Source organism: Nocardia sp. NPDC052112 (genome assembly GCF_040680135.1).
Classification (GTDB): domain Bacteria; phylum Actinomycetota; class Actinomycetes; order Mycobacteriales; family Mycobacteriaceae; genus Nocardia.
In genome coordinates this window covers 20861-46007 of sequence record NZ_JBFAWD010000046.1, presented here as the reverse complement: position 1 = coordinate 46007, position 25147 = coordinate 20861, and the positions used below count along the sequence as shown (strand labels likewise).

The window sequence follows — 25147 nt, the reverse complement described above, 5'->3', positions numbered from 1 at the left end:
TCCGCGACCACCAAGCCACCGCCGACAACCTCCGCCGAGCCACCACCGGAAACCGCGAACCCCTATAATCGACACCGCTCACGGGTGGGGAATTTCGGCGAGCACAGGTGGGGAACTTCGGCGAGCGCCGTCACCAGATCACTTCCTGCTCAGTGTGAACACCTCGGTAGCCTGGGAAAGATGCCCAGAATCGCCCACCGGCTACAGGAGGCTCGCAGGCAGCGGTTCGTCGGCCGGACCGCCGAGACAGCGCTCTTCCGGGCCGCACTGACCACCGAAAGTCCGTTGTTCTCAGTCCTTTTCGTCCACGGAGCGGGGCGGTGTCGGAAAGACGGCGCTGTTGCGGGTATGGGCCGAGATCGCCGAGGCGGCCGAGGCGGCCGCCGTTCGAGTGGATGTCCGAACCGTGGAGCCGGCGCCGGCAGCGTTCCTGGCCGCACTCGCCGCGGCGCTGGGACTCACGCCGGGGCGTTCGCCGATCGACGCGTGGAACCTCCGCCCCTTGATGTGCCATCTCGCGGTCGAAGTTCCGTCTTTATCAAGAGGTCGAACTGTGGTGGTCTACGTGTTCGCCGATGTTCAGGTATCGATCTCACCGGCCCACACGTACTTCAGGAGCGCGGTGGGCAGGTACTCGGATTCGATGTCGATGGGGAAGCCGGCGTCGTGGGCGAGGCAGGCGATGGCGAGCGGGCCGAGGGCGACCAGACCCGAAACGTTCATGGCCCGGTCCTCAGTCGCAGTCCAGTACTCCCTGTGCCACTGCAGCGCTTCGGCCAGCGCCGTGTTGAATTCCTGGTGGTCCTGATGCAGATAGAGATACAGAAGATTGAGCGGCGGATACAGGATCTTCAACAGCAGGTCTTTGTCGATGAACTGAGCTGCGCCCTGGTCGGGGCCGTCGATCCGCGCTGTCTGTGGGTCGGTGTCGACGAGCGCGGCGGCCAGCTTGTCGTCCACGTCCGGCTGACCGAGCCAGAAACTCTGCAGGGCCGCCACCCAGGAATAGGCGCACTCGAGAACCACCGCATCCGACCCACGGACCGAGTCACGCAGCAGGGAAATAGGCACCCGGGCCAACATCTCTAGCCGCTCGCGCTCCCGGCAGATCAACGCGAGATAGAACGAGGCAACCCAATCTCCCGCGTTTGCACAGAATTCTGGCCCGATTGCCGGTAAGGCTACTGCCTGCTCTCCGATCCGCACCGTGACGCTGCGGCCCTCGGCGGCGGTGGCCGCGGCGAACAGTGCGAAACCAGTCTGCATCGCCGTGACCCACGCTTCCCACGTCTCGAACTTCACCGCCTCCGGGTCCACGGCGCACCGCTTGTGCGCCAAGGCCAGGGTCGTGCTGAGAGCTGTGGCCCGAGTGGTGTCGTTCGGCTCCCCCAATTCAGCGAGGACCCCACTGACGGACTTCTCGAGCACGGCCAACCCCTCAGCCACATTATCTGCCGGGTAGTCGTGGCGCGGAAGGTGAGAAATGCTGGAATCCGGCTGATCCTTGCCGGCGGCCAACACCTCGACCACTACCCGGTGAAAGCCGACGATCGATTCACCGCCGTCGACACCGTCACTGACTGCTTTGCGTGCCTTGTTGAACGGGAACACCAGCTTGCCGTCCGGTAGCAGCACGCCAGGCTGGCCGTCATGGACGACCCAGTCTCCCTCAGCCTCGGCGAGGATGCAGGCTCCCAGAAACGAACCAACGAGCGCTACCAACTGCTCGAACTCGGCAGGGGTGGGGTCATAGCCAGGAATCGCACGCAATTGTTCGAGTGAGTCCTCTAACAATTGGAGAGAGGCCCGGTTCAGCCCGAAACCGCTGCCAGGCTCGAACCGTTCTACAACGAGCTGAACATTCGCCTCGATCGCACTACGCACCCCGTTCACTCAGCCACGGTATCGGCGTGGTGAATGGACACCGAGTCGATCGCTCCCAGCATTGAGAATGCGACTCCCCCATATCGTGGAGTGAACCGTTCTGGCCGCCGCCCAGAGCAGAAGGGGAACAGGCTGCGCCGCAACACAAAGCGAAGTCCGAGACCGCCGAGGTGATCCCGTTCGGCGTCTTCGACGGCGAAGCAGAAAGATGGACATCACCGGTGGCGACCACCCAGCTCACCCATCCATGATTATTGAAGCCAGCGCACCCAGGGCGGTCCCAGCCACCGAAAGCCTTAACGGCGCAACGAAGAGGCCCGCTTCACGAGCGCTGCCTGATTCGCGCAGCACCCCGTTGTGGCGGCGATGCCATGCTTCACCACCGCAGCCTCGCGCCCGTCATCCTCCGCGACTATGCCCAATCCAACGTGCTGTTCGAAAGTGCGCTATCGGCGACAGCAACCGTCAGCGAGCCCCGCGCCGAGCGGGCCAACGATGCGGGCGGGCGTGTCGTTCGATCCTTCGACCACATCCGAACCGGACCCGCGCCAACCGATTACCTCGGCACTGCCGTCGAGCCTGCCCCGTGGTCGACAAGGACCGAACCACGCCAGCGCGACCAGCCGCGGCCGTGGTCAGTCAGCGACTGCCCCTACTTCACGCCCAGTCCCCGCCAACGGCGGAAGTTCCGGCTCCGGTGAAACACGGACCGAGCAAACGACGACGGTTACGTGACAGGTGGTATCGGCGTGCGAGGTCAGGTATCGGCCAAGCGGAGGATGCCGCATAGCACAAGGCGTGTTGTTGGTGAATGCTGACGGCTGGGTGGTGCCGGTCGGGTCGACGGGCTTGGGGTGGCACGCCTCCCAGCGATGGGCAGTTTCCAGCAGTGAGATACCGCATCGATCTGTGCACACTTCCTGGTGGGCTTGGAGATAGATCTTTGTGTGGTTGGACTTGGCCCGACGGGTCGCGCGCTGGCACGTCGCGCAATGCGGGCCGGGCTCTTTGTCACAGCGATAGATCCGCGCCCGCAGCGGTTGTGGTCGCCAACCTATGCCTGCTGGGTTGATGAGTTGCCGGAGTGGCTGCCGCCCAGTGCGATTGCCATCGATCGCGCGGTGTCGCCCTCGGCCATGACTTCGATAGCCGAAGCCATCCCCCACACCCAAAGCTGCCACCCGGCGACCGCAGCGCCCTCGTCAACGGCGCCACCTGGCAGCGCGAAAACACAGCCACATGACGTTGCAAGTTCTAGTCCTGCGATTTGTCCCGGACGCACGTGGATTCGCGACAAGAGAAGCGGGACGCCGCCGTATTCGAGGGATTCGACCGCATTCGGATCGGCCTAAGTGGCGGTGCCGGCATCGAACCGGTGGCGATCAGGCAGTGCGGGTTACGCCAGCCCGCTCTCACGCGAAGTACACAAGGACGCGCCCGGTGTTGTCCGGATCGGACTCCCTTCGCACGTACAGCTTCTTGATGTGCTTCTGATCGAGGAAAGCGAGGACACGGCTTTGGAGCTGCCCCGAGCCCTTACCGGGGATGATCGCGGCGACGGGCGTTCCGGACCGCGCCGCCCTGATGAGGAACTGTCGCATGGCGAGATCGATATCGCGGTTGTTGCGAAAGATCGGATGCAGATCCAAACTGAGCACAGGCTGCCCCTCCAATGTTGTATATGCGTGCAGTCAGCCTAGGCACGACCTCGGATCTTGCCAAGGGCTCTTACACGAAAGTTCTTCGGCCGCAATCGAATTTGCCTCAGAGTGGACGCCGCACCACAGCTCGCAATGGCCTCCCGGCTGCTCCGCGATGCCGGACAGTCGACGCCTGTCGCGCCTGTGAACCCCATCACGAGCTATCCCACACGTCAGGCACGCCACCGGCAAAGTGGGGCCAGCTCGAAGGCCACCGAGACAACTGGTCGACAACCCACTGGCGGACGGTCTCCGATCAGAGCCGCTCGGCGAACGTTCATGCAGCGGCGCGCCGCCCCAGTCCGGCATGGTCGATGGTGCCACAGTGACTCGGCGCTCACGCAACAAAGAAATCCCCGTCGTCCCTGCGAACATCGGGATCCACTGCGGAGGTGTGGATCCCGATGTTCGCTGGAACGACGGGGCGTTGTTCGCCGATGGCACCGCGATCTCGGATGTCTACCGAGACCGCGGGGCCGATATCGGCTAGCTCGAAACAGGGGCTGCCGCAGCGGATTCCCCGCTACTGACCATGCTGCGGACCTGGCGGGCGGCCACCGAAAGCGTTGCGAGGTCATGGGTGCCCGCGGCGAAGATCTCACCGAGTGACGCGCCCGCACGCGCCAGGCGGGGGCGGTTGACCGACTCCCATTCGGCGATCTTGTCCGCGGTGCTCTCATCCGGTTCGGATGCGGTCAGCACGTCCAGGGTCAGCGAACGCAGCGAATCGTAGAGATCGTCGCGGACCGCGAGCCGAGCCAGCGTGCGCCACCGGTCGTCGCGCTCGAGGTTGCTCACCGCGGTCAGCAGCCGCTCGATCTGGAAGTGATCGTCGAGCGCGTAATAGAGCTCCGCGACCTCCAGCGCATCCCGCTCGGCGATATCGGCCACATCGACAATGTCCAGCAACGGGAACATGTGGATCAGGCGGAACACCTCCTGCGCCAAGTCCGCCGGTGCACCCCGCTCGACGACCGACCGCGCATGCGCGGCCAGATCCTCGGCGTGGGCCGCGGGGAGCCGGGCAGGCTGCATATGTCCGGCGAGTTTGCGCACGCCGTCTCGGTAGCGGGCGATATCGGCGCCGATGGCGATCGGTTGCGGGCGACTGGTCAGCAACCAGCGGGATACCCGATCGAGGGTGCGCCTGGTCTCCCGCTCGAGTTCGTCACGCGCCGCCGTCGGCATCGGCGTGGTCCGAATGCGCTGCCAGAGCGTGTGCAGATCGAAGATCTCCGTCGCGACGGTGAAGGCGCGCACCGCGTCGTCGGTACTCGCGCCCGCCTCCTCTGCCAGGCGGAACGCGTAAGTGATGCCACCATGGTCCACCACATCGTTGACCACCATGGTGGCCACGATCTGGCGGCGCAACGGATGCTTCTTGATCGCGTCGCCGAACCGTTCGCGCAGCGGCCCGGGGAAGTACGACAACAGCACCGACTCGAACGCCGGATTGTCCGGCAGATCCCCGGACAGCAGGTCGTCCTTGAGCGAAAGCTTCACGTGGGCAAGCAGATTCGCCAGTTCCGGCGAGGTGAGCCCGCGCCCGGCCGCGGCTCGCCTGGTCAGCTCGGCATCCGAGGGCAGTGCCTCGAGCCGCCGATCGACCCCGCGCCGGAGCTCGAGGTCGGCGATCAAACGGCGATGGACACCCGACATCGGCACCGCCTGCGCGCGCGAGAGTCCCATCCGGAAGTTCTGCGAAATATTGTCGCGCAACACGAGTTCGGAGACCTCGTCGGTCATCGCGGCGAGCAGCTGGGTGCGGTCGGCAGCGGCGAGCTCGCCGCCGGAGATGACCGCGTCCAGCAGCACCTTGATATTGACCTCGTGGTCCGAGCAGTCGACACCCGCCGAATTGTCCAAGGCGTCGGTATTCATCCGGCCGCCGTTGGCGCAGTATTCGACACGGCCGAGCGCGGTGGCACCGAGGTTGCCGCCCTCGCCGATCACCTTGGCGCGCAGCTGGTTCGCATCGACACGCACCGCATCGTTGGACTTGTCACCGGCATCGGCATTGGTCTCGGTGGATGCCTTGATGTAGGTGCCGATACCGCCGTTCCAGAACAGGTCGACCGGTGCGAGCAGAATCGCCCTGATCATCTCCGGCGGGGAAATAGTGGTCACGCTCGGATCCAAGTCCAGTGCCGCGCGCACTTCCGGGCTGACCGGAACGGCCTTGGCGGACCGATCGTAGACACCGCCGCCCGCGCTGATCAGCGACTTGTCGTAGTCCGCCCAAGACGAGCGCGGCAGTGCGAACATCCGCTGCCGCTCCCGGAACGAAGTCGCCGCATCGGGATTCGGATCCAGGAAGATGTGCCGGTGATCGAAGGCCGCGACCAATCGGATGTGCTCGGACAGCAACATGCCGTTGCCGAAGACGTCACCGCTCATATCGCCGACCCCGGCGACAGCGAAATCGGTTGTCTGCGTGTCGATATCCATCTCGGCGAAATGCCGTTTGACGCTCTCCCAGGCACCCTTGGCGGTAATGCCCATCGCCTTGTGGTCGTAGCCCACCGAACCACCCGAGGCGAAGGCGTCACCGAGCCAGAAACCATACTGGCGCGCAACATCGTTGGCGATATCGGAGAAGGTCGCGGTGCCCTTGTCGGCGGCGACCACCAGGTAGGTGTCGTCGCTGTCGCGACGTACCACCCGCTCCGGTGGCAGCACCTCGCCGGAGGCGTGGTCGACGTTATCGGTCACATCCAGCAGTCCGGAGATGAAGGTGCGGTAGCAAGCGATGCCCTCGGTCAACTGCGCCTGCCGATCCGCCGTCGGATCGCCGGTCGCCGTCGGCGGCTGCTTCACCACGAATCCGCCCTTGGCGCCGACCGGCACGATGACCGCGTTCTTGACCGCCTGCGCCTTCACCAAGCCCAGGATCTCGGTGCGGAAGTCCTCCAAACGGTCCGACCAGCGCAACCCGCCACGTGCCACCGGACCGAAGCGCAGATGCACACCCTCGACCCGCGGCGAATACACGAAGATCTCGAATTGCGGCCTCGGTCGGGGCAATTCGGCGATGGCATGCGGATCGAATTTGAACGAAAGGTACTCCGGCCCGTTGCCGTCACCGTCGCGGCGATAGTAGTTGGTGCGCAGCGTCGCGGTGATCAGGCCGAGTACGGCGCGCAGGATGCGGTCGGCGTCGAGGCTCACGACCGCGTCGATCTCGGCCTGCAGCCGTTCGGCGATGCCCACGGCCCGCGCCGATGCCACCGCGCCGACACCCTCGGGATCGAAGTACGCGTCGAACAATTCGGTGAACAACCGGGCCATGGTCGGCTGTGCCAGCAGCACGCGGGCGATATTGCCCAGCGTGTAGGCGAATCCGGCCTGTTGCAGATACTTTCCGTAGGCCCGCAGTATCGAGATCTGCCGCCACTGCAGTCCGGCGCGCAACACCAGTTCGTTCAGCGCGTCGACTTCGGCGCTGCCGTTCCACATGGCCGCGAAGGCTTCCGGAAAATTGTGCCGCACACCGCCTTCGGCCGACGGCTCGTCGGCCGTCCGGGCGAGATCGGCTTCGAGATCGGCATCGACCGCGGTCCGCAGCAGCGCCGCCGGGACGCGCAGCCCGAAATCGTAGATCCACTTGTGGGTATCGTCGGGCAGGGTGATCCGGTGCGGCCGTTCGTCGACCACCTCTACCCCGAGACTTTGCAGCACCGGAAGCACCCGGCTCAGCGAGACGCCCTCGCCCGCGACATAAAGCGTGAAACGCCACTCCCCCGACGGCGATTCAGCATTCCGATACAGATTTGTATCGATGGCACTGTCGGCGAGACGGTCCAGCCGCTGCAGATCGACCAGGGCCCGCTCCGGCTCGTACTCCTGCTGGTAGCCGACCGGAAAAGCGCTCGCGTAGGCATTGGCGACCTTCGACGAGACTGCGGGCACACCGGTCGCGGCCGCGACCAAGCGGTCGGCCCAACTCCGCGTGCTCGCGAAGAGCAGCTCCTGGATGCGCTCGCGATTGGATTCGGAGATGTCGGCCGGCTCCGCGTCCGGACCGCGATGCACCGTGAAATACACCACGGCCAACTCGGATTCGCTCGCCCGCGCCGAGTACGCGACCTGCTCGCCGTCGAATTCCGCGCGCAGGATCTCCTCCATGCGCAACCGGACCTCGGTCGAGTACCGATCGCGGGGCAGGTAGACCAGGCAGTAGACCGCACCGCTGCGCCCGTCGCGCCGGATGAACAGTCGAACCTGCCTGCGCAGCCCCAAATTCATGACCGCGGAGACGGTTTCGAACAGTCGCCGCGCATCGGTGGAGAACAGCTCCACCCGCGGGAAGGACTGCATCATCTCCAGCATCGCCTGCCCGGAGAACGAATTCAGTTCGAAGCCCGCCCATTCGATGACCTGATGCACACGGCGGGTGATGACCGGGATATCGAGAATGTTCTCGTGCAGACCGGTCACCGTGAAGGTGCCGACGAAGACGTGCTCGCCCTGCACCGGGCCGACACCGGCACCGCCACTACCGTAATCGGCGACGCTGACGAAGTAGAGCTCACCCGATCCCGGGATCAGCGAATCCACCGATCCGTTGGACAGCCGCAGCACCGGTCGGGTGTTGCCGAGTACGGGGACATCGAGATCGACGTTCGAGCCGTTCCAGAGCACGCCGAGGCCGGTGCCCGGCACCTGTTGTGGTTCGTTACCGGCATCGGTCCGGCCGCTGCGGTAGTACCCGTAGCCGAGCACCGTGAAATGCCCGTCGGCCAACCAGCGCAACAACTTCGCGCATTCGGGCACCTCCGGATCGTCGGAGCGCTGCGCGATATGGTCGAGCCGACCCGCCAGCGCGACCATCGCGTTCGCCATGCCCGGCGTATCGTCGACGACCTTGCGCAGCACGCGCAGCAGCGCGGGCAGCTCCCGATCGATCCGGTCCAGCAGTGCGGCACCGACGCTCGGAGCCAGCTGCACATGGATCCACGATTCGGTGACGGTCTGGCTCCCGTTCGCCGGTACGGTATCGGGCTCCTTTGGAGCGATGGCCCGCAGCCGACCGCGCCGGTCCCGCGCGATATCGAAGACCGGATGGACGACCTCGGTCACCGCGGCGCCGAGGCGGCGCAGCGCGGTGGTCACCGAATCGACCAGCAGCGGCATATCGTCATTGACGATCTGGATGGCCGCGCCGAGCCCGCTGCCGTCATCGGGGCGGTATACCCGGGTGATCGCCGCACCCGGCAGCCGGATCGCGGCCAGTTCCAAGTGGTGTCGGAAGATCTGTTCGGCCCGATCGGTGATCGTCGGCGCCGTGGCGCCCGGCTGGATCCATCGGAAGTAGGCCGCCTCCAAATCGGTCGGATCGTCGCGGAACCGTTTGAATGAAATCGTCTGCTGGGTGGTTGCCACCATCGACTCGTGCCTTCCCGAGATCTGAGCCCGTAACCGTACGGTTCCCATACATTACATGCTTTGATGTGCCGTTGTATAGCGGCACGTTAATTGCGTAACAAATTCTTGAAAGAGATCAGCACTGGTCAAGCACGCCAACCGGCCGGAAGCCAGTCGGCTACGGCGTTAGACCGGATCGCGCCATGAAGGTCTGCGCCGCCGCACGCCCGCTGAAGGCACCCGTCTCGACCCGAAGCCCGACAAGGGTATTCGCGTACCGCAGGGTTGCCGTCGGAGTGATCGCGACGAAGACGGCTCCGTCGGCCACCACGGTTCCGCCGGCGGTCCGCCAGTTGCGCACGGTATCGGCACGGCGTGCCGGCGGATCCAATGCCACCGTGAGGGTCAAATCCTTGCCACCGGCGATTCCGCCCGCGAGCAGCGGATCGGCCGCCTTGATGACGCAGTTCTCGGTCGTGGAATCGACCTGCTGACAGGAGGTGGCCGCACGCAATTGCGCGGGCAGCGCCTGATCGACACCCATGTCGGGCATCGCGGCCAGCGGCGTCGAACATGAACGGACCACCGCGAAGCTGAGGCCGAGAACCGTCGCCACGACGGCCCCGATCGCGGAAACCCACTGCCAGCGCGGATGGTGTTCGGCAGCCACCTTTCCCGCGCCGACCACCGCGTGCTCCGCGCCGGCTGCGACACGCTCGGTCGCCACCGCGGCACCTGCGACCGCCTGCTCCGCGTGTCCGGTCAGGCCCGATAATCGATGGACCGCGGACAGCGGGGCACCGCAATGCCCACACTGTGCCGGATTTCCGATATTGCGGTGTGAGCAGTACTCGCAGACCAACTCGGCTACCGACATGACAGCGGCCTCAGTGTCCGGTGATCACGATGGAGGAGATCGCGGTCGTATTGATCGTTGGATCGCCCTTCGATTCCTGAATCGTCAATACGATCTTGGACGCCTGCACGGGAACCTCGAACTTGGTGACGACCAATGTGCGCTGATCCAGGGTCTGCTGGGTATAGGTCGTCTTGTTCGGATCGTCGAACAGATACGAAACCCGGCTGGCGGTTCGGTATTTCGACCACTGGTCCACACCGTCGGTGCCGACACTGTCCCAGCCGGGGATGATGCCGATCGAATCGATCTGATAGGTCTTTCCGAGATCGATATTGAGCACTTGCCCGTCGAACTTGTACGCGCGCACGCACGACCAGGCCTTGCCCTGCTGGTCGCCGAAGGCGTCCATGCCCGGCGTACTGCCCGGCGGGCAGTGGGCGGTCGCAGATTTCGGGGTGATCGTTCCCGAAGGAGCTGTCGACGCTTCCGGTTTCGAGGTCGGTGCCGCCGCGGTCGCCGACGGGGTGATGACCGCGATCCGATCCACCTGGTGCGTCTCATCCTTCCCGCCGGTGGTAATCAGCGCGAGGATGAGCAGAACGGCCAACACCGCGCAGACCGCCAGTGCGACCTTGGGATTCTTGAGCTTCTTCGCCGCATCGGCGACCCGCTCCGCGGCTTCGGGCCCGCGCGTCTTCGACGGCCCGGACGCGGACCGTACCGGTTCCTCGGGCGGCGGTTGCTTCGCCGAGACATCAGAGTAGTCCGCCGAGAAGTCCATTGCCGGTGCGGGATCCGGTGGCTGTCCGTTCAGCAGCGCGATGATCCGCTCACTGGCCTTCGGTCCATCGGAGGACCGACGCGACGGTCCCGCGGGCCCGATCCCGGTGGTCGAAGCAGCGGCCACCGCGGCATCCGACAGCGGGTCATCGAAGTCATCGAACTCGGGACCACCGACGAGCGGGCCGCTCAGCACCGCTCCGGTGTCCGGATCGGTCTCGCCGAACGACGGATCCGATAGCAGCGCATCCAGGACCGCGCCTCGATGGCGGAGAATGACATCTCCCTGGTCCTCGGCAGGCATGTTTCGGATCGTATCCAGACCGGCTCGCGGCGCGGCGCGGTGCTATTCCCGCTGGAGGGAACACCTGGCCGACGCCGCAGTCAGCGCTTCTTCTGCTCGGTGACGAAATGCTCCGGCGGCACGTCGAATACCCGCGCCAAGGCGATGATCAAATCGAGCCGGGGCACCGCGTCCCCATGGATAAGCCGGTACAGACCCGACTGCGAGACCGGGACATCCGGGTAGGCCTGCTCCAAGTGCTGAGCAAGCGAATAGAGCGTCAGCGACCGCGTCGACCCGTCCTCGGTCGATACCACCGATTCCGCGATCAATTCCGACAGCCGACTCGAGAAGATCGCTACCGCGGCCTGTCTCGGTGTCAGTGCCTCCCCGCTATCCTCCTGTACAAATTCGCCGTCATTCGGCTGGGAGTCCACAACCACGCTGATAGACACTACCTGTCTCCCATCAGCTCATGCGCCGAACGTCGGGCCCTGGCGTGGCGCCATTGGCACCCGCGGTGATCGCGGGTTGTTCGGCAGCGGAATCGAAATAGCGGGTTTCACCGCGCGGCTCGATCAAATCGACGCGTACGGTCCGCATCGGAATGCTGACATCCACCGCGGTCGCGCTGACCTGGTTTATCGCCAGATCGACCGACCGCCGCCGTGGCCCACCGGGCTCGCTGATGGTCACGGTGGTGTGCGCGGTCGATACCTGCGGCGGCAGATTGTCGAAGACCGTGATCGTCGCCGAGGACGGCGGCGGCCCCGAACCGGCCTGCCCCGCGGCGGCATTGGTCTCCGGAGCCAGCCGCAGCGATTCCGGATCACCCACCGCCGCGACCAGCTGCCACCAACGGTGCGGGCGCCCCGAATGGACCTCGACATCCGCGCCGACCACCATGGCGCGCAACACGATCTGCTGTGCCACCGGCAGGTCGGCGTGCACATCGATGGTGCGCCGACGCGGGTTGTAGCGAGCCGGATCGAAGAGCGGCAGCGCCAAGGTATGCCGCGGCTGACCGCTGATGGAACCGAGAATCTGGCCATTGGGTCCGATTGCGATCGTGAGATCGGCAAGCAGCTCCTCAGGGGCGATATCGCTGCCCGACTCATCGGCGGGCACCGCCCGGATAGACGTGCCGGTCGGCAGCGAGGCCAGCAATGCGGTCGCCTGCCGACCGGACAGTGGACGCAGATATTCCGGCGGCGCGTTGGTAACGGGTGGGCCCACATATCGCGCGAGCGCGCGCGGCCCGGTCTCCGCATCGGTGAGGCTGACAACCAGGGTCGTGCGGCCGCGGTTCCAGGCCCAGCAATCGTCCAGGCCGACACCGTCGAGCCGGGTCCAGTCGATCAGGAAGCTGGTCACGCAGCGGCCGGGTACCGAAGTCTCCATGCAGGTCCAGGTCTCGCGCAAATCGGAGAGTTCGACGCCGGCGTGTAGCAGCCTGGTCGCCTCGACGAGCGCCGCCGCGGGCAGCGCGTGCGCGGCGATATTGCGTTCGCGCAACCGACCCGCGATGCGGTGCGCCGCGGTGGCCAACGCCTTGGGCGCCACCATCGCGACGGGACCGCGCCGCTGTAGCAGCTCCAGATTCCGTGCCATATCCAGGCGGACGACCAGCCAGGTGAGGCGATGACCGACCACCGGATGGGATCCGATCAGCTGGTCGTAGAGCATGCTGTAGTTACCGGTCGAGCGAACCCGCTGACCGGTCGTCACGATATCGATATCGACCTCGACGCCGAACTGCTCGAGCAGCCCCACCAGCGCGTCGATCGGCACCGTGTCCTCGGTATAGATCGACTTCTCCGCGATGACCGTCGGCAGATCCAGATTCGGGGCGAGCTGGATCATCGCGGTGAGCACGGTGTCTTCGGCGCGGATTCCGCATACCCCGGCGGCAACCTCGACATCCCGCACCTGAGTCGGGTTGGCGAGCGCCTCGGCCCGCGCGGCCCGGCCGAAACGATATTCGGCCCAGTCGAGTAACCACCGGCTGGTCGTGCGCCCGTCCACCTGCACCGCGACAGTCACCAACAGCACCGTCACCACCGTGGCGCTGACCCAGATCGGCGTGTGCACCCACAGCCCGGTCACCACCAGGCTGCCGCCGATCACGGCGACGGCGAACGGACCACGTTCGACACCGCCCACCCGAATGCTCGGAAGGCTCACCTCCGCCTCCGGCCCGCGGAGTTCACACGGCTCGCACCGAGGCCGAGCAGGACGGCGGCGAGGATGACCGCAGTCGCCGTGATCATCGGTCGGATGTCCTTGGCGCGTGGCGGTGCCGGCATGGGCAGCACCGATGACCGGTAGAGACCGGCGGGCGGCTGCGGCGGCGTGCGATAGCTCAGCGCGGCAAGCGGATCGATCATGCCCGCACCGACGCTATTGTCGAGACCGCGGGCCGGAGCGTGGGCGCTGGCCGTCAGCCGGGCCATGACCTCGGCCGGAGTTTCGTTCGGGAACCGGGACCGCAGCAGTGCCGCCACACCGCTGACGTAGGCCGCGGCGAACGAGGTGCCGCCGACCGGCACCAATTTGCCCGGCTCACCGACACCGTTGATCAGACTGTCGCTGCCGGGGCCGAGCGATTCGATCGCAGTACCGGGGGCGGCCACCGAAACCCACGGGCCGGTCAGCGAATCCGCCATCACCGCGCCGGTCGCGGTGGTATAGCCGACGGTCAGCACATCCGAGCCGAACCAGCCCGGTGCCGATACGGTCTTGACGTCACGCCAGTTGCGCGGGTCCCCGGGGCGGGTCACGTCGATATCCGGATTCTGCTCGCACCCCATGGCGGTGGTGTTTCCGGCACCGGCCACGATCAGCGCGCCCCGAACGTGGACGGCATATCCGATGGCCGCCGACAAGATCGACTGATCGATGGGTGCGCCCACCTTCACACAGATCGGCAACGACACCGTGATCACCCCGGCACCCGAGTTCGCCGCGTGCACGATCGCCCGCGACAGCGCCCTGAGGTCGAGAACGGTCTGATCTGGCGAGTCTTTGCCTGGGTTGTCGAGGATGAACGCACCTGAGCGGTAGCGGATGGAGATGATCCTGGCGTCGGGGGCGACACCGGAAAACGCGTCGGCGGGATCGGTTGCGGCGCCGATGATTCCGGCCACCAGCGTGCCATGGGCATCACAATCGGACAGGCCGTCGCCACCCGCCGCCACATAGTCGCCACCACCGGCCAGACCGGGTAGCCGAGAACTGGGCGTTACCCCGGTGTCGATGACCGCGACGGTGACCCCAGCGCCGCGGCTCAGCGCGCGCGCTCGCGGGAGGTCCAACATGAGCTCCGGCGGCGGGACCCGAGACATATCGCTGTCCTTCAGTACACCGGCCGCCAGGCATCCCTTGTCCTGTTTCGTCGGGAGCTCAGGACCGGGTGGTCCATCCGGTGGCGCCGCGCCGACCACCACCTGCGGCGGCTCCACCGCCGATACCGGTGCGCCGCAGGCGATCAGCGCGATGCCGAGCACCACCGCGAGCGCGGTTGCGCTGATTCGCATCAGATCGCCCGCATCGCGGTGTAGATGCCCATGATCCAGCAGGAGACGATCGGAATCACGAGAATGAGGGCGTACTCGATCAGATCGATGATCCGCCGAGTCACCGGCGAGAGCCGTCGGCCCGGCAACTTCACTGCCGCAACGCATGCCGCGACCGCGGCCGCCCCGACCACGATGACCACGACCAGGTGTGCTGGCGCGTTGTCGTAGGTGCCGATCAGCACGAAACCGACGCCGACCACGACGACGGCCGCCGCGGTGATCAGGGCGATCGCCTGGACGCGGTCCGGGAACCAGCGCGCGCGCATCGCCAGCAGACCGGCCACGGCCGCGGCAAGCACGATCTCTCGGATCCCGCCGGGACTGACCGCGGTCGAGACAACAGCGGCCACCGACAACAGCACGGAAGTCGCCGCGATCAGACCGCGCAGACTGGTCACCGCCAATCTGGCACGCCCCTCGATCCCGGCCCCGGCCTGCTCCCGGTGTCGCTCGGTCTCGGCGGAATCGAGATCGGCGTCGTCGCGCGCGGATTCGGCGTCGAAGATATCGGTCAGTGTGGCCGGTGCGACCTCATTGCCGGGATCCGGCAGATCCGGCGGCCGGATCCGGGCGATAACCACGGCGAGTCGCGGTGCCGCGGTGAGCAGTATCAGTCCGACCAACGCGGCGCCGCCGGCCACCTGCCGCACCGCAAGGTCGAGGTAAGTAAGCGGAATCGCGGCCGCGGCCACGGTTGCGCCAAGTACCGTCACCCCCATCAGAGTGGCGATGCCCAGCCCGATCGAGCGCATCATGGCCGCGGCCGCCACCGCGACGACGACCGAGCCCGCGGCCAGGTTCGCCGCCTCGAACGGCCCCGGCTCACCGTAGGCCGGCGGGACCAGCATCGCACCGCCCGCGAACAACAGCGGAATCGCCGACAGCGCCAAACCGAGGCAGATCCGCGCTGTCGAACCACGCCGCCGTGCTTGCACCGCCGCACCCCAGCACACCGCACCGAGCAGCAGTGCCGGCAACGCATACCCCCAGACCGAACCCGTTTCGGTCCACGCCCACGACAACATCCCCGCGACCGCGAGTGCGCCGAACCCGAGTGTGGCCGAACCGACCACTACCGCGGTGTCGGCGTCGAATTCGGCGAATTCGCGCTCGTTGATCAGGGCAAGCGCATCGGTGATGTCCTCGACGACCGGTGTGAAGATCTCGCCCGATTCGACTGCGGCCAATATCAGCACCGTGCCGTCGACCACGTCGTGATCGGCGAGGCTGCGCCAGCGCGGCATCGGCGCCTCACCCGGCCGGGCCAGACTCCACTGACCGGACGGGGGAGTGAAATCGACGGTTTCGTCATCGATGGCCTTGGCCAGTACGACCAACAGATCATCGATGAAGGTCTCGATGGTGAACTTGGTCGGCACCACCACATCGACCTGGTAGCTGGACACCAGGATCGCCATCCGGGCACGGGCCACCTCGGCGGGGGCCGCGGGAGCGGCCCCCGGCGGCGAAGCAACGGCAGTACTCATCGCCACCCTCCGGCGGACCGGTTACCACCGGTGCCGCCAAGATAATTCGGAAATCCATCCGCGAGCCCGGCCGCGAGTTCCTCGAAGGCGAGCAGGGTTTCCTTCTCCAGCAAGCGCAGATCGATTTCGCCGCCCTCGGCCAGATGGCCGTCGTAGGGCAGGATGCAGGTCGGACGCTGCCCAGTCGCGAACAGCTTCTCGATGGCCGAGACATCGACGATCGGCTTGGACGGCTGTTGATGCACGATCGAAACCACCGATTTCGCGATCAGATGCTGCATACCGTGCGAACTGAGCCAATTCAGTGTCGCCACCGCGCCTTTCACTCCTCCGACGGTGGCCGGGGTGACCACCACCACGGCATCGCTGCTCTGCAGCACACTCAGCGTCACCGAATCCAGCACACCAGTGCCGCAATCGACGAGCAACAGGTTGAAATGGCGGCGCAAAACCTCTACAGCCGTTGCGTATTCGCGGCCCGAGAGCGCCTCGGTGGCCTCGATGGTCCACGGCGAGGCGATGACGGCCAGATCGGCCGTGTTGATGGACATGAACGACTGCACCGTCGAGAAGGCCTCCAGATTCGACGCCTGCGCGAGATCACGCAAGGTCAGACCATACGGGTGCGGTGCGGTGCGAGTGGGAAGATCACCGAAATCCGGGTTCGCGTCGACGGCGACGACTCGGTCCGGGCGCAGCGCCGCGAAGGTCGAGCCGAGGGTCGCGGCGGTGGTGGTGCGGCCGACGCCGCCCTTCACGCTGATCACCGCGATCTGATAGGCGGTATTGAGCTGTCGGCGAATTCGGGCGCGGCGGTCCTCGGTGCGCTGTTCGGCGGGCGACAGACCGAGCCGGAACCCCACCTTGTTCAGTGCGCCGCGGACACCGGTGCTGGATTGCAGCCGAGCCTTGTTGGCTGCCGCGATATCGGCCAACAGGTCCATCGAGGTCAACGCGGCGGGCAGCACCTCGACCCGCGGCGCCGATTCGGCCGCGGCGTGGTCGATCCGATCGGGCACCCAGTTCGCGGCCACGGTGGACGGCTGGTGGGCGGTGGCCGGTTGCCACGGCGAGGCGGTGTTGTCGGTGTACTGAGCGGCCGCGGCGCCGGAGCCGACACCGGTACCGGATCCCACCGTCGTGGCGGATCCGGTAGCGACGCCAGGGCCGACAGTGGCACTCGGCCCGGATGTGGTGATCCGTGCGGTCGCAGGTTCCGAGTCCGCACGGGCTGCCCACGACTGCGCCGCCTGCGGCAGTACGGAGCCGGAATCTTGACTCGACGCAGCCATATTCGACGCAGCCACATTCGACATGGCTGACGGTCCCGGGGGATGCGCATGCGCGTCGACGGCCTCGGACGCACTCCTGCCCGCCGACTCGGCCGGGCTGTCCTGGCCCGACGACGCCGACGGCCGCGCATGGTCGGGCGCCCCGATCACCGGGTCGCTCGAGCTTTGATGAGGACGCGCCGCCACGCCGCCGGTCGCCGGGTCGCTCGACTCCTCGGGCGGGGCTTGCATGAAAAAGGCGTCGTAGCCGCCCTTGTTCCGGACGGACTCGGCCTGATGACCATTCGTACTCGGCGCTCGGCTCATATCTGTCGTCCTCTCGAAAAACCCCTGTGCCGTCGGCAACCGTCGCGCTACAACAACTCCAGCGCGACGGTCAACCAACTCGACTGGTATCGAACCAGCTTCGGCCCGGCAGCAGTTCGACCAGTGCTCCGATCCCGGCATGCAGGGCGGCATCGTCACCCGGAGCGTAGGTCGATCGGACTTCCCCGTCCATCGCTACACTCGGAGTCACGACGACCCGTCCCGACAGTGTATCGAGTACATTCACATAGGCTTTCGGCCGCTGCTCGCTACCGTCCCGGTGTTCGATAACCACCACCTCCGCGCGCCGCTCGACCTCGTCGCGGATGCGGCTGAGCACACTCGCGGTATGCGGTTGCGCACCCGTCTCCAGTAATGCCCGCCGACATTCGTCCTGATCCGCGGGCAGCTCGGCGAACTCCACCTGCGGTGCGGTCACCGGCTCGAAACGCACTGCCGGACAAGGCCCGAGCGCGGCGAGCACGGTGGCGGATATCGTGTCGAGCTGTCGTCCTTCCTGAAAAACCGACTGGATGACAACCTCGTCGTCATGGCGAACCGCCAAGACATGGGAGTCGCCGCGCCGGACCAGCGCTAGCCGCAGCATGCCCTGCGGCGCACCGTCCGGCCCGAAATCCAGCACTCGCACAGCCAGTTCCACATCCGGTCGGTAGAGGCACTGCAGCCAATCCTCGACCACCGGGTGCACTCGATCGCCGTCGATGACGCCCGCTTCCGCGAGATCACGCGCGACAACGGCGCGCACCCGAGCCAGATCGTCGAGTTTGTAGACGTTCGGCAGCAGTGCCAATACCTGGGGATAGGAGTCGATGCCCGCCATGTCTTGCAACAGCAGCGCGGCATCGACATTCAGGTCGACCGCGATCGGATCGGTCTCCACTGCCTACCGTTATGCCCTGATCGAGCCGAACCGGTTTCCCTGGACGATATCGATCTGGTTCATCGTTCCGCCACTGTTCATGTGCTCGGACATTTTGGCATTCAGTGCCTTGACCTGGCCGTCGTAGGCGGTGATCTTGCCGTCGAAGACGCTCATGATCCCCTGGTATCCTTCGGCTGCCGAGCCGTTGAACTCCTGCATGAGCAGGTTATAGAGCTTGCGCAGGTTGTCCGAGTTGTTCTGCATCTGGGCAACAAGGGATCCGATGTTACCTGTGGCCGCCTCTGCGGCGCCGTAATTGAAGTGAATGGCTCCGGTCATCGTAATTGCCTTTCTCGAGCCTCGGTTATTTACTCAGTGCCACGTGTTGAAATCGGTCTTCGTTGATCCGGCGTTATAAGCCGCCTGACCCTGCGAACCCAGGAAGGTGTGGTCACCACCGGCACTGACATATGAGCCCGCGTCTCCGCCACTGTGGGTGACCTGGGATGCCGCGTCCAAGTCGTGGGCGTCGATCTTGACACCGGCATCGTTCAACGCGTCGATGATCTCCTGCAGCGTGCCACCCAGAGATTTGCCCGCGTTGTACGCGTTGGACAGCGCCGTCTGGGCCGCCCGACCGGTCTGACTCGTGGGCGGTACCGCTGCCGCCAGCTCGTCTTGAGCACTCCACATACCGTTCAGGCAACCCTCGAGTTCACCGAGGCAGGCGGACGAATTGGCGGCGCCCGTCTTCAATTTCTCGGGGTCGACATGAGTGAAAGTAGCCATTGTTGTTCCTCTCCATCAACTGGAATTCGACCTCGGCGATTTACCGCGGAAGAACTGGGGCATTCGAGTCCGCATCGTCGTCGACTCGTCCGATGACACCGACCAGGATTTCCTGGTCGGCGACCGATTCCTCCGGTCGATCGGTGTATTCGATGACACCGATGACCGGCGGCTTCTCCAGCACCGGGACCTCGAACTGTTCGCCCGGTACGAAAACCTTGCCCGGCTTGCGTTCCTCGTCACGGCGACGACGGCGCCTGCGGGCATCGGCCGAGACCACCCGACGCGGTGGTCCACCACGGCTAGCGGGGCCGGTCGACACCGGATTCGAGGTGGGGCCGAAGCTCGCGCCGGGGGCGCGCAACCAGCTGGCCGGCATCCGGAATCCGGTCGACGCGCCCGGCATCGAGCCGAGCCCGCCCCGCATCATGTTGATCGCGACCAGACTGCCCACCCCGCCGTTCAAACCCGCCAGCGTCGTCGAGTTCTGCGATGCGCCGTATAGCCACTGCTGATCCGACGCGCCCTGAGCGCCGGAATCTCCGGACAGCGAACTGGGATCCACCTCGGGTGCCAACTGCTGCGGATCGGCCGGGGTCGAGTTCGTCGGATCAGTAGGCTGAGTGGGATCGGTGGGCTTGGCGGGATCGGTGGACCCGTTGTCGCCGCCGCCCTTCGACGTACTGTCACCACCGCTATCCGACCCGGTGTTGTTTGTCGTCGAAGTGGTTTGGGTGTGTCCGGTACCGGTGTTGTCGGTAGTCCCATTGGACGCCGTGTCGAATGGCGAATAATTCGACCCCACACCAGAATCGCCACCTCCGGTCACGATCGGTGGCGCCTCGATCGGTGGCGGTAGCGTCGCCAGGGTGGGCAGTAGCTCAGCGGCATAGCCCGCCATCACACCGAGGGCTGCCCCTCTGACCGCAAGCAACTCGGCCTCGGTCTCGATCAGCCCCAGCCCGGTCGGCGCGCCGAGCGCAGTGCTGAGGAGCAAGCCGGTCTCGCGCGCCCTGACTTCGGCGCACCAAGCGGCCACCCCCGCCATCTCGCTACGGGCCTGGTTGTAAATCGCCACCACCGCGTCCGCCACCCGAGCGGTCTGCTTAGCCACCAAAGCCTGCTCACGCAGCCAATTCGAGTGGTTACGGAACGCCACCTGTGCCTGGTCGGCCGACAATCCGCCCCAAACCCCGCCGCCCATTTGAAGCATCGAGCCGTCGGTATTGGCCGCGGCGGCATCCAATTGCGCGGACAATGCCTCGTAAGCTCCTGCCACCAGCGACGTCGACGTGGCTCCATCACCGGCGAGTAGCGGGATGATTATTGCTTCCGGCGCCAACGCGCCGAATACGACATCGAGCATGTCATCAGCCTCAGCTCGGGCTATCCGCGACTATTTGCCGAATACTCCCTCGCTGATGACTTGCCCCTCACCCTGTGCATCGCAACTGGTGTAGGCAATACCGACCTCGGGCAAGGTGACCGCGCCGTCGATACCTTGCATAACCCCAGTTGCCGTAACAGGGAAGAATGACACCGCATGTGCGCCGAAGGCAGTGGGGATGCACGCGCTGACGTCGTCGAAGCCCGGCGGCAGCGGTACAGAACCGATGGCAGCCGAATCAAGCATCGCCATGAGGTCCGCCGCGCTGATGCCGAGGCGAGAAGCAATGGCCGGGAGCTCCGCCGAGATGAGATCGAGGTACATGGAAGTCTCCTAACGACTGGTGCCAGTTATCGGCGAGCGGCACATCAAGAACGTTCCGTCAATGAGAACGCTAAGTCATTCCCAGCCACGGGAATAGCAGTCGGTCGGATCCCGGAAGAACCTTACCCACTGCTGATCTCGGCTAACCATCCCGGTCCTACTCTTCCGGCGGGGTCCAAGCGGATTGCACGAGATCCTTGCGCGAGTGCAGCGGCTCGACGAAGATGCCACGGCCCACCGGCTGTTTCATCGGCTTCACATCGCCGATGAGAATGCCGTCCAGTCTCGAGCCGTCCATGATCACACCGGAGGAGTTGAGGTTCTTGATCTGACCGAGCACGTTGTCGTACATCGCGGTATCGGCCTGGGCGATATTGCGCGCCACGATGACATGCAATCCGGTATCGCGGCCGTCGATGATGATGTCCTTCAACGGTTCCAGTGGATTGCGCAGGCCACGCTGGGCGACCATGTGATAGTCGTCGACCACTACGAAGATCTCCGGTCCGGTCCACCATGAGCGCTCCTTGAGCTGCTGTGAGGTGACGCCGTCCGGAGGGCGGCGGCTACGCATCTTCTCCGCGAAAGGTGGCAGCCCGTCGAGCAGATCGCGCTCGCTGGTCAGGAAGCCGATCAACTGTTCATCAGGGATGGTGTCCATATGTTGGCGGCGGTAGTCGATCAGCAGTACCCGGGCCTGGTCTTTGGTGAACTGCCGTCGGATCGACTGCAGCAGCGCGGATAGCACCGTCGACTTGCCCGAGCCGGATGATCCCAGCACGATCAGGTGTGTCGAAACGCTGAAATCGACTGCGGCGGGATGCAAATCGGATTCGCGGATACCGAACGGCACCACCAGTCGCTGGGCGAGGTTGACCGGTTCCGGTCGACCCGCGAGGATCTCGTCCAAGGTGATCTGGGCCGGCAGCAGCTTCACCTCCGGCGCCCGGCGCCCCTGGTAGGTCCGGTGCAGCTGCTCGATCGCGGCCGTCAAGCCCGCGCCCACCGACTCGGCCTCCCCGATGCCATCGACGCGGGGCAGTGCGGACAACATGTGCAACGCGTCATTGGAGATACAGCGACCGGGTCGATCCGGTGGGATCGCGGAGACAACACTGCGATGCCCCATGAACACAGTGTCGGTCAGGTCGCCCAGGCGCATCTCCAGCCTGGTCTGCAGCAGATCCTTGATGGCCGGACGGATCGCCGCCCACCGCGAGCTGCTGACGACCAAATGGATCCCGTAGTTCAGACCCGTCAGCGCGATCGACTCCATCACCGGCAGATATTCGTCGAAATACGGTCCGGTGACGGCGAATCCGACATCCCAGCCATCGACGACCACGAAGACATCACCGTGCTCATCGCCGCGCGCGATCAGTTCTGCCGATTCTCGGGGTGAGCTCCGACGGCGTCGGAATTCGCGCATGGAGTCGATGCCGAGTTCGGCGAACAGTGCCTGCCGGCTCGCGATGAGATTGGTGACCAGTGCGAAGGTCCGCCGGATCCGGTCACCGTCGCGTCCCGACGCGACCGAGCCGACGTGCGGCACATTGCGCATACTCGAAAGGCCGCCGGAGAAGTCGAGGCAGTAGAACTGCACCTGCTCCGGGGTGTGGGTCAGCGCGGCGGCCATGATCAATGTCTGCAGCACCGTCGACTTACCGGACTGCGGGCCGCCGACGACGGCGACATGGCCACCGGCGGCGGACAGGTCGACCGACCACACGTCCTGGCGTTGCTGGCGCGGCTTGTCCACCACGGCCAGCGGCAGTTGCAACGCACCGGGCGTCACCGCGGACAGCAGCTTGTCCAGAGTGGGCGGCACGGTGAGCGGCGGCAGCCACATCTTGTGCGCCGGCGTGCCGAACCCGCCCAGTTGCTGCAGCGCGGTCTCCATCACCGTCACCGGCTCGCCCTCCGGCGTCTCCGGTTGTTGCACAACGGGTTCGGGCTCGACCTGCGCGGGCCGGACCTCCACGATATGCGCCGCGGTGAACGGCTGCGGCGGCCGATAGCTCCCGCCGAGCCGCCGGGCCCGCTGTGCGCCGGCCGTCGAAGTCTGGGCGGGGGCGGTGTACGGTGCACCGACATAGGCGGCCTGGAATCGCTGCAGATCGCCCGACCCGACTCGCAGATAACCCGAGCCCGGCTTCTTCGGCAGGTGGTAGGCGTCCGCGGTACCGATGGCATCACGGGAATCGCTGGTCTGGTTGGTGCGCAACGCGATTCGATAGGAGAGGTGGGCTTCGAGCTCACCCATCCGGTTCGCCGGCACCTTCTGCGAGGCCAGCAGCAGATGGATACGCAGCGATCGGCCCAATCGGCCGATGGCGACGAACAGTTTCGAGAAGTTCGGATGCTGCTCGAGTAGTTCGGCGAATTCGTCGAGGATGATCAGCAGGGTGGGCAGCGGTGCCAACTGAGCGCCCTGCTCGCGGGCCCGCTCATAGTCGGCGACGCTGGCGAAGTTGCCCGCATCGCGCAGAATCCGTTGCCGACGACCCATTTCGCCGTTGATCACGTCTTCCATACGAGTGACGAGATCGGCCTCTTCCTCCATATTGGTGACCACGGCGGTGACGTGGTGCAGCCGGTCGAAGCCGAGGAAGGTAGCACCACCCTTGAAGTCGACCAGCAATAGGTTGAGCACATCGGGTGAATGGGTCGCGACCGCCGAAAGCACCAGTGTGCGAAGGAATTCCGACTTACCCGAGCCGGTGGCGCCGATGCACATGCCGTGCGGGCCCATGCCCTCCTCGGCCGATTCCTTGATGTCGAGATGGACCAGGCCGCCGACGGGGTCGTGACCGAACGGAATATTCAGCCGGGACCGGTCCGCGTCGCGGCGGCGCGGCCACTGCTGCTCGACCCGGATCGCGCCCGGATCCACGATGCCGACCATCTCCTCCCATGAGGTGCCGCCGCTGGCCTGGTCGGCGACCACCGCCTCGACCACCGTCGAAAGTCGGTAGGGAGAAATGTTGCGGGCCAACGCCGTTGCCGTGGCGACCGACATCGAGTCGGCGACACCGACCCGCCGTAGCCCACGCACCGTGACCTCGTGCAGCGACCGGTCGGAGTGCACCATGAACTTCAGCGCCCGCGGCAGGGTCTGTTCCGCCGGGCCAAGGCGCAGCCAGGTACAGCCATCGATACCGGAGATATCGCGGTCGGTGGCGGAACCGCCGACATCGACGATCAACAGATAATGCTTGCGATCCAGCGTGGGTTCGGAATTCGCGGAGAACGGACCGCGATTGAGCGCGGCCAGCGCCTTCGTCCGCAACTCGGCGACGCTGCGGTACACCATCCGGCTCGACCCGATCGCGTCGGTATCGCTCGGATGCTGGGTATGCGGCAACCACTTCAGCCAAGACCATTCCGGCGCATCGGGATTCGACAGCACCGCCGCGACCGCGATCTGGTCGGGACCGTGCAGCACAACGACCTCGGCGATCATCGACCGGATCAGTGCGGCCACCGCGTCGGTGTCACCGTCGACGCCCACCTGCGGTGCCGAGAGCAGGTTGATCGCGACCGGCATGCCGCCGACCGTGGAATACGCCTTCGCGAATCTCGTCACCTCGACGACGCCGACCGGATCCAGATCCGAAGTAGGCGCGGCCTCGGGCACGATGACGCGCACCTGGTTGGCGATCCGGCCCCGCCCCACCCGGACCCGCAGGAATTGCGGACTGGCGACCTGGACCTCCCACATGCGCTTGCCACCGATCAATCCGGCGATCTCGGTGGGCCCCGGATGGGTATAACGCAGGAAGGTGTGCAACTCGGCCTCGGCCGCGTGCACCGTCTTGCGGTTATCGGTGATGCTGCGCAGGTAGTCCTTGCGCTCCTCGTTGAGGCTCGCGGCGCCGCCGCTGCTGTTGCCGCTGAGCGCTCCGCCCATCATGCCGCCCATGGAGACCAGCATCATGATCGGGAACATCAGCATCATCGGGTTCACCTGCCCGCCGCCGCGGAACATCATCACCATCATGCCGGCCATGGCCGACACCATGACGACCGGCATGATCATCTTGAGTCGCGACGGCGGCACCGGTTTCGGCAGTTCGGTCGGCGGCTGCAGGCGCAGCTCGGTCACGGCGGGTGCCTTGGGGCCGCGCACCATCCGGGCGGGCCGCACGAATCGGCGGGTCGCGGTCACGGCCGCACCTCGCTGACGCTCGGCTCCACCGCGACCAGGGGTGCTGTGTTCATGGTTTCCTCG

At 65.7% G+C, this 25147-nt stretch carries 16 protein-coding genes and 1 pseudogene; 1 reads left to right on the top strand and 16 read right to left on the bottom strand.

Going from position 1 to position 25147, the window contains the following annotated elements:
• Window positions 1-579: 579 nt before the first annotated feature.
• Window positions 580-1893: an immunity 49 family protein gene (locus tag AB0L58_RS41875; protein ID WP_364396919.1), complete on the bottom strand. Its 1314-nt coding sequence runs from the start codon at window positions 1891-1893 to the stop codon at window positions 580-582.
• Between the two features lie 911 nt (window positions 1894-2804).
• Between AB0L58_RS41875 and AB0L58_RS41870 the strand changes: the two are divergent.
• Window positions 2805-2993 (top strand): annotated as a pseudogene (locus AB0L58_RS41870) (lycopene cyclase family protein); the annotation flags it as partial.
• Window positions 2994-3296: 303 nt separating this feature from the next.
• On the opposite strand, the gene AB0L58_RS41865 reads toward AB0L58_RS41870, so the two are convergent.
• From AB0L58_RS41865 to eccCa, 15 genes are all read right to left on the bottom strand, one after another.
• Window positions 3297-3542, bottom strand: coding sequence for a Smr/MutS family protein (locus AB0L58_RS41865; protein ID WP_364396917.1), 246 nt, complete (start codon window positions 3540-3542; stop codon window positions 3297-3299).
• Between the two features lie 528 nt (window positions 3543-4070).
• On the bottom strand, window positions 4071-8969 hold the full coding sequence (locus AB0L58_RS41860; RefSeq protein ID WP_364396914.1) for an NAD-glutamate dehydrogenase: 4899 nt from the start codon (window positions 8967-8969) through the stop codon (window positions 4071-4073).
• A gap of 157 nt (window positions 8970-9126) precedes the next feature.
• Window positions 9127-9825 carry a hypothetical protein gene (locus AB0L58_RS41855; RefSeq protein ID WP_364396911.1) on the bottom strand — a complete coding sequence of 233 codons (699 nt, stop codon included), beginning with the start codon at window positions 9823-9825 and terminating at the stop codon, window positions 9127-9129.
• Between the two features lie 10 nt (window positions 9826-9835).
• Entirely contained in the window at window positions 9836-10891 is a 1056-nt protein-coding gene (locus AB0L58_RS41850) for a hypothetical protein (protein ID WP_364396908.1), read from the bottom strand.
• A gap of 80 nt (window positions 10892-10971) precedes the next feature.
• Complete coding sequence (locus AB0L58_RS41845; RefSeq protein WP_364396905.1) at window positions 10972-11325, bottom strand: helix-turn-helix transcriptional regulator; 354 nt, start codon at window positions 11323-11325, stop codon at window positions 10972-10974.
• A 13-nt stretch (window positions 11326-11338) separates the two neighbouring features.
• Complete coding sequence (gene eccE / locus AB0L58_RS41840) at window positions 11339-13054, bottom strand: type VII secretion protein EccE (protein WP_364396902.1); 1716 nt, start codon at window positions 13052-13054, stop codon at window positions 11339-11341.
• On the bottom strand, window positions 13051-14406 hold the full coding sequence (gene mycP, locus AB0L58_RS41835) for a type VII secretion-associated serine protease mycosin (protein ID WP_364396899.1): 1356 nt from the start codon (window positions 14404-14406) through the stop codon (window positions 13051-13053). The genes eccE and mycP overlap by 4 nt, the downstream gene beginning before the upstream one ends.
• Complete coding sequence (gene eccD, locus AB0L58_RS41830) at window positions 14406-15935, bottom strand: type VII secretion integral membrane protein EccD (protein ID WP_364396896.1); 1530 nt, start codon at window positions 15933-15935, stop codon at window positions 14406-14408. The genes mycP and eccD overlap by 1 nt, the downstream gene beginning before the upstream one ends.
• Window positions 15932-17533 (bottom strand): AAA family ATPase, encoded by a 1602-nt coding sequence (locus AB0L58_RS41825; RefSeq protein WP_364396893.1) that lies wholly within the window; start codon window positions 17531-17533, stop codon window positions 15932-15934. Before AB0L58_RS41825 ends, eccD begins: the two co-directional genes overlap by 4 nt.
• Before the next feature lie 70 nt (window positions 17534-17603).
• Window positions 17604-18434 (bottom strand): ESX secretion-associated protein EspG, encoded by an 831-nt coding sequence (locus tag AB0L58_RS41820; RefSeq protein ID WP_364396890.1) that lies wholly within the window; start codon window positions 18432-18434, stop codon window positions 17604-17606.
• 9 nt (window positions 18435-18443) lie between these two features.
• Complete coding sequence (locus AB0L58_RS41815; protein WP_364396887.1) at window positions 18444-18755, bottom strand: hypothetical protein; 312 nt, start codon at window positions 18753-18755, stop codon at window positions 18444-18446.
• A gap of 33 nt (window positions 18756-18788) precedes the next feature.
• Entirely contained in the window at window positions 18789-19205 is a 417-nt protein-coding gene (locus AB0L58_RS41810) for a hypothetical protein (protein ID WP_364396884.1), read from the bottom strand.
• Between the two features lie 40 nt (window positions 19206-19245).
• On the bottom strand, window positions 19246-20571 hold the full coding sequence (locus tag AB0L58_RS41805; RefSeq protein WP_364396881.1) for a PPE domain-containing protein: 1326 nt from the start codon (window positions 20569-20571) through the stop codon (window positions 19246-19248).
• Window positions 20572-20601: 30 nt separating this feature from the next.
• Window positions 20602-20916 carry a PE family protein gene (locus AB0L58_RS41800; RefSeq protein WP_364396878.1) on the bottom strand — a complete coding sequence of 105 codons (315 nt, stop codon included), beginning with the start codon at window positions 20914-20916 and terminating at the stop codon, window positions 20602-20604.
• A gap of 157 nt (window positions 20917-21073) precedes the next feature.
• Window positions 21074-25084 (bottom strand): type VII secretion protein EccCa, encoded by a 4011-nt coding sequence (eccCa, locus tag AB0L58_RS41795; RefSeq protein ID WP_364396875.1) that lies wholly within the window; start codon window positions 25082-25084, stop codon window positions 21074-21076.
• Window positions 25085-25147: the final 63 nt, after the last annotated feature.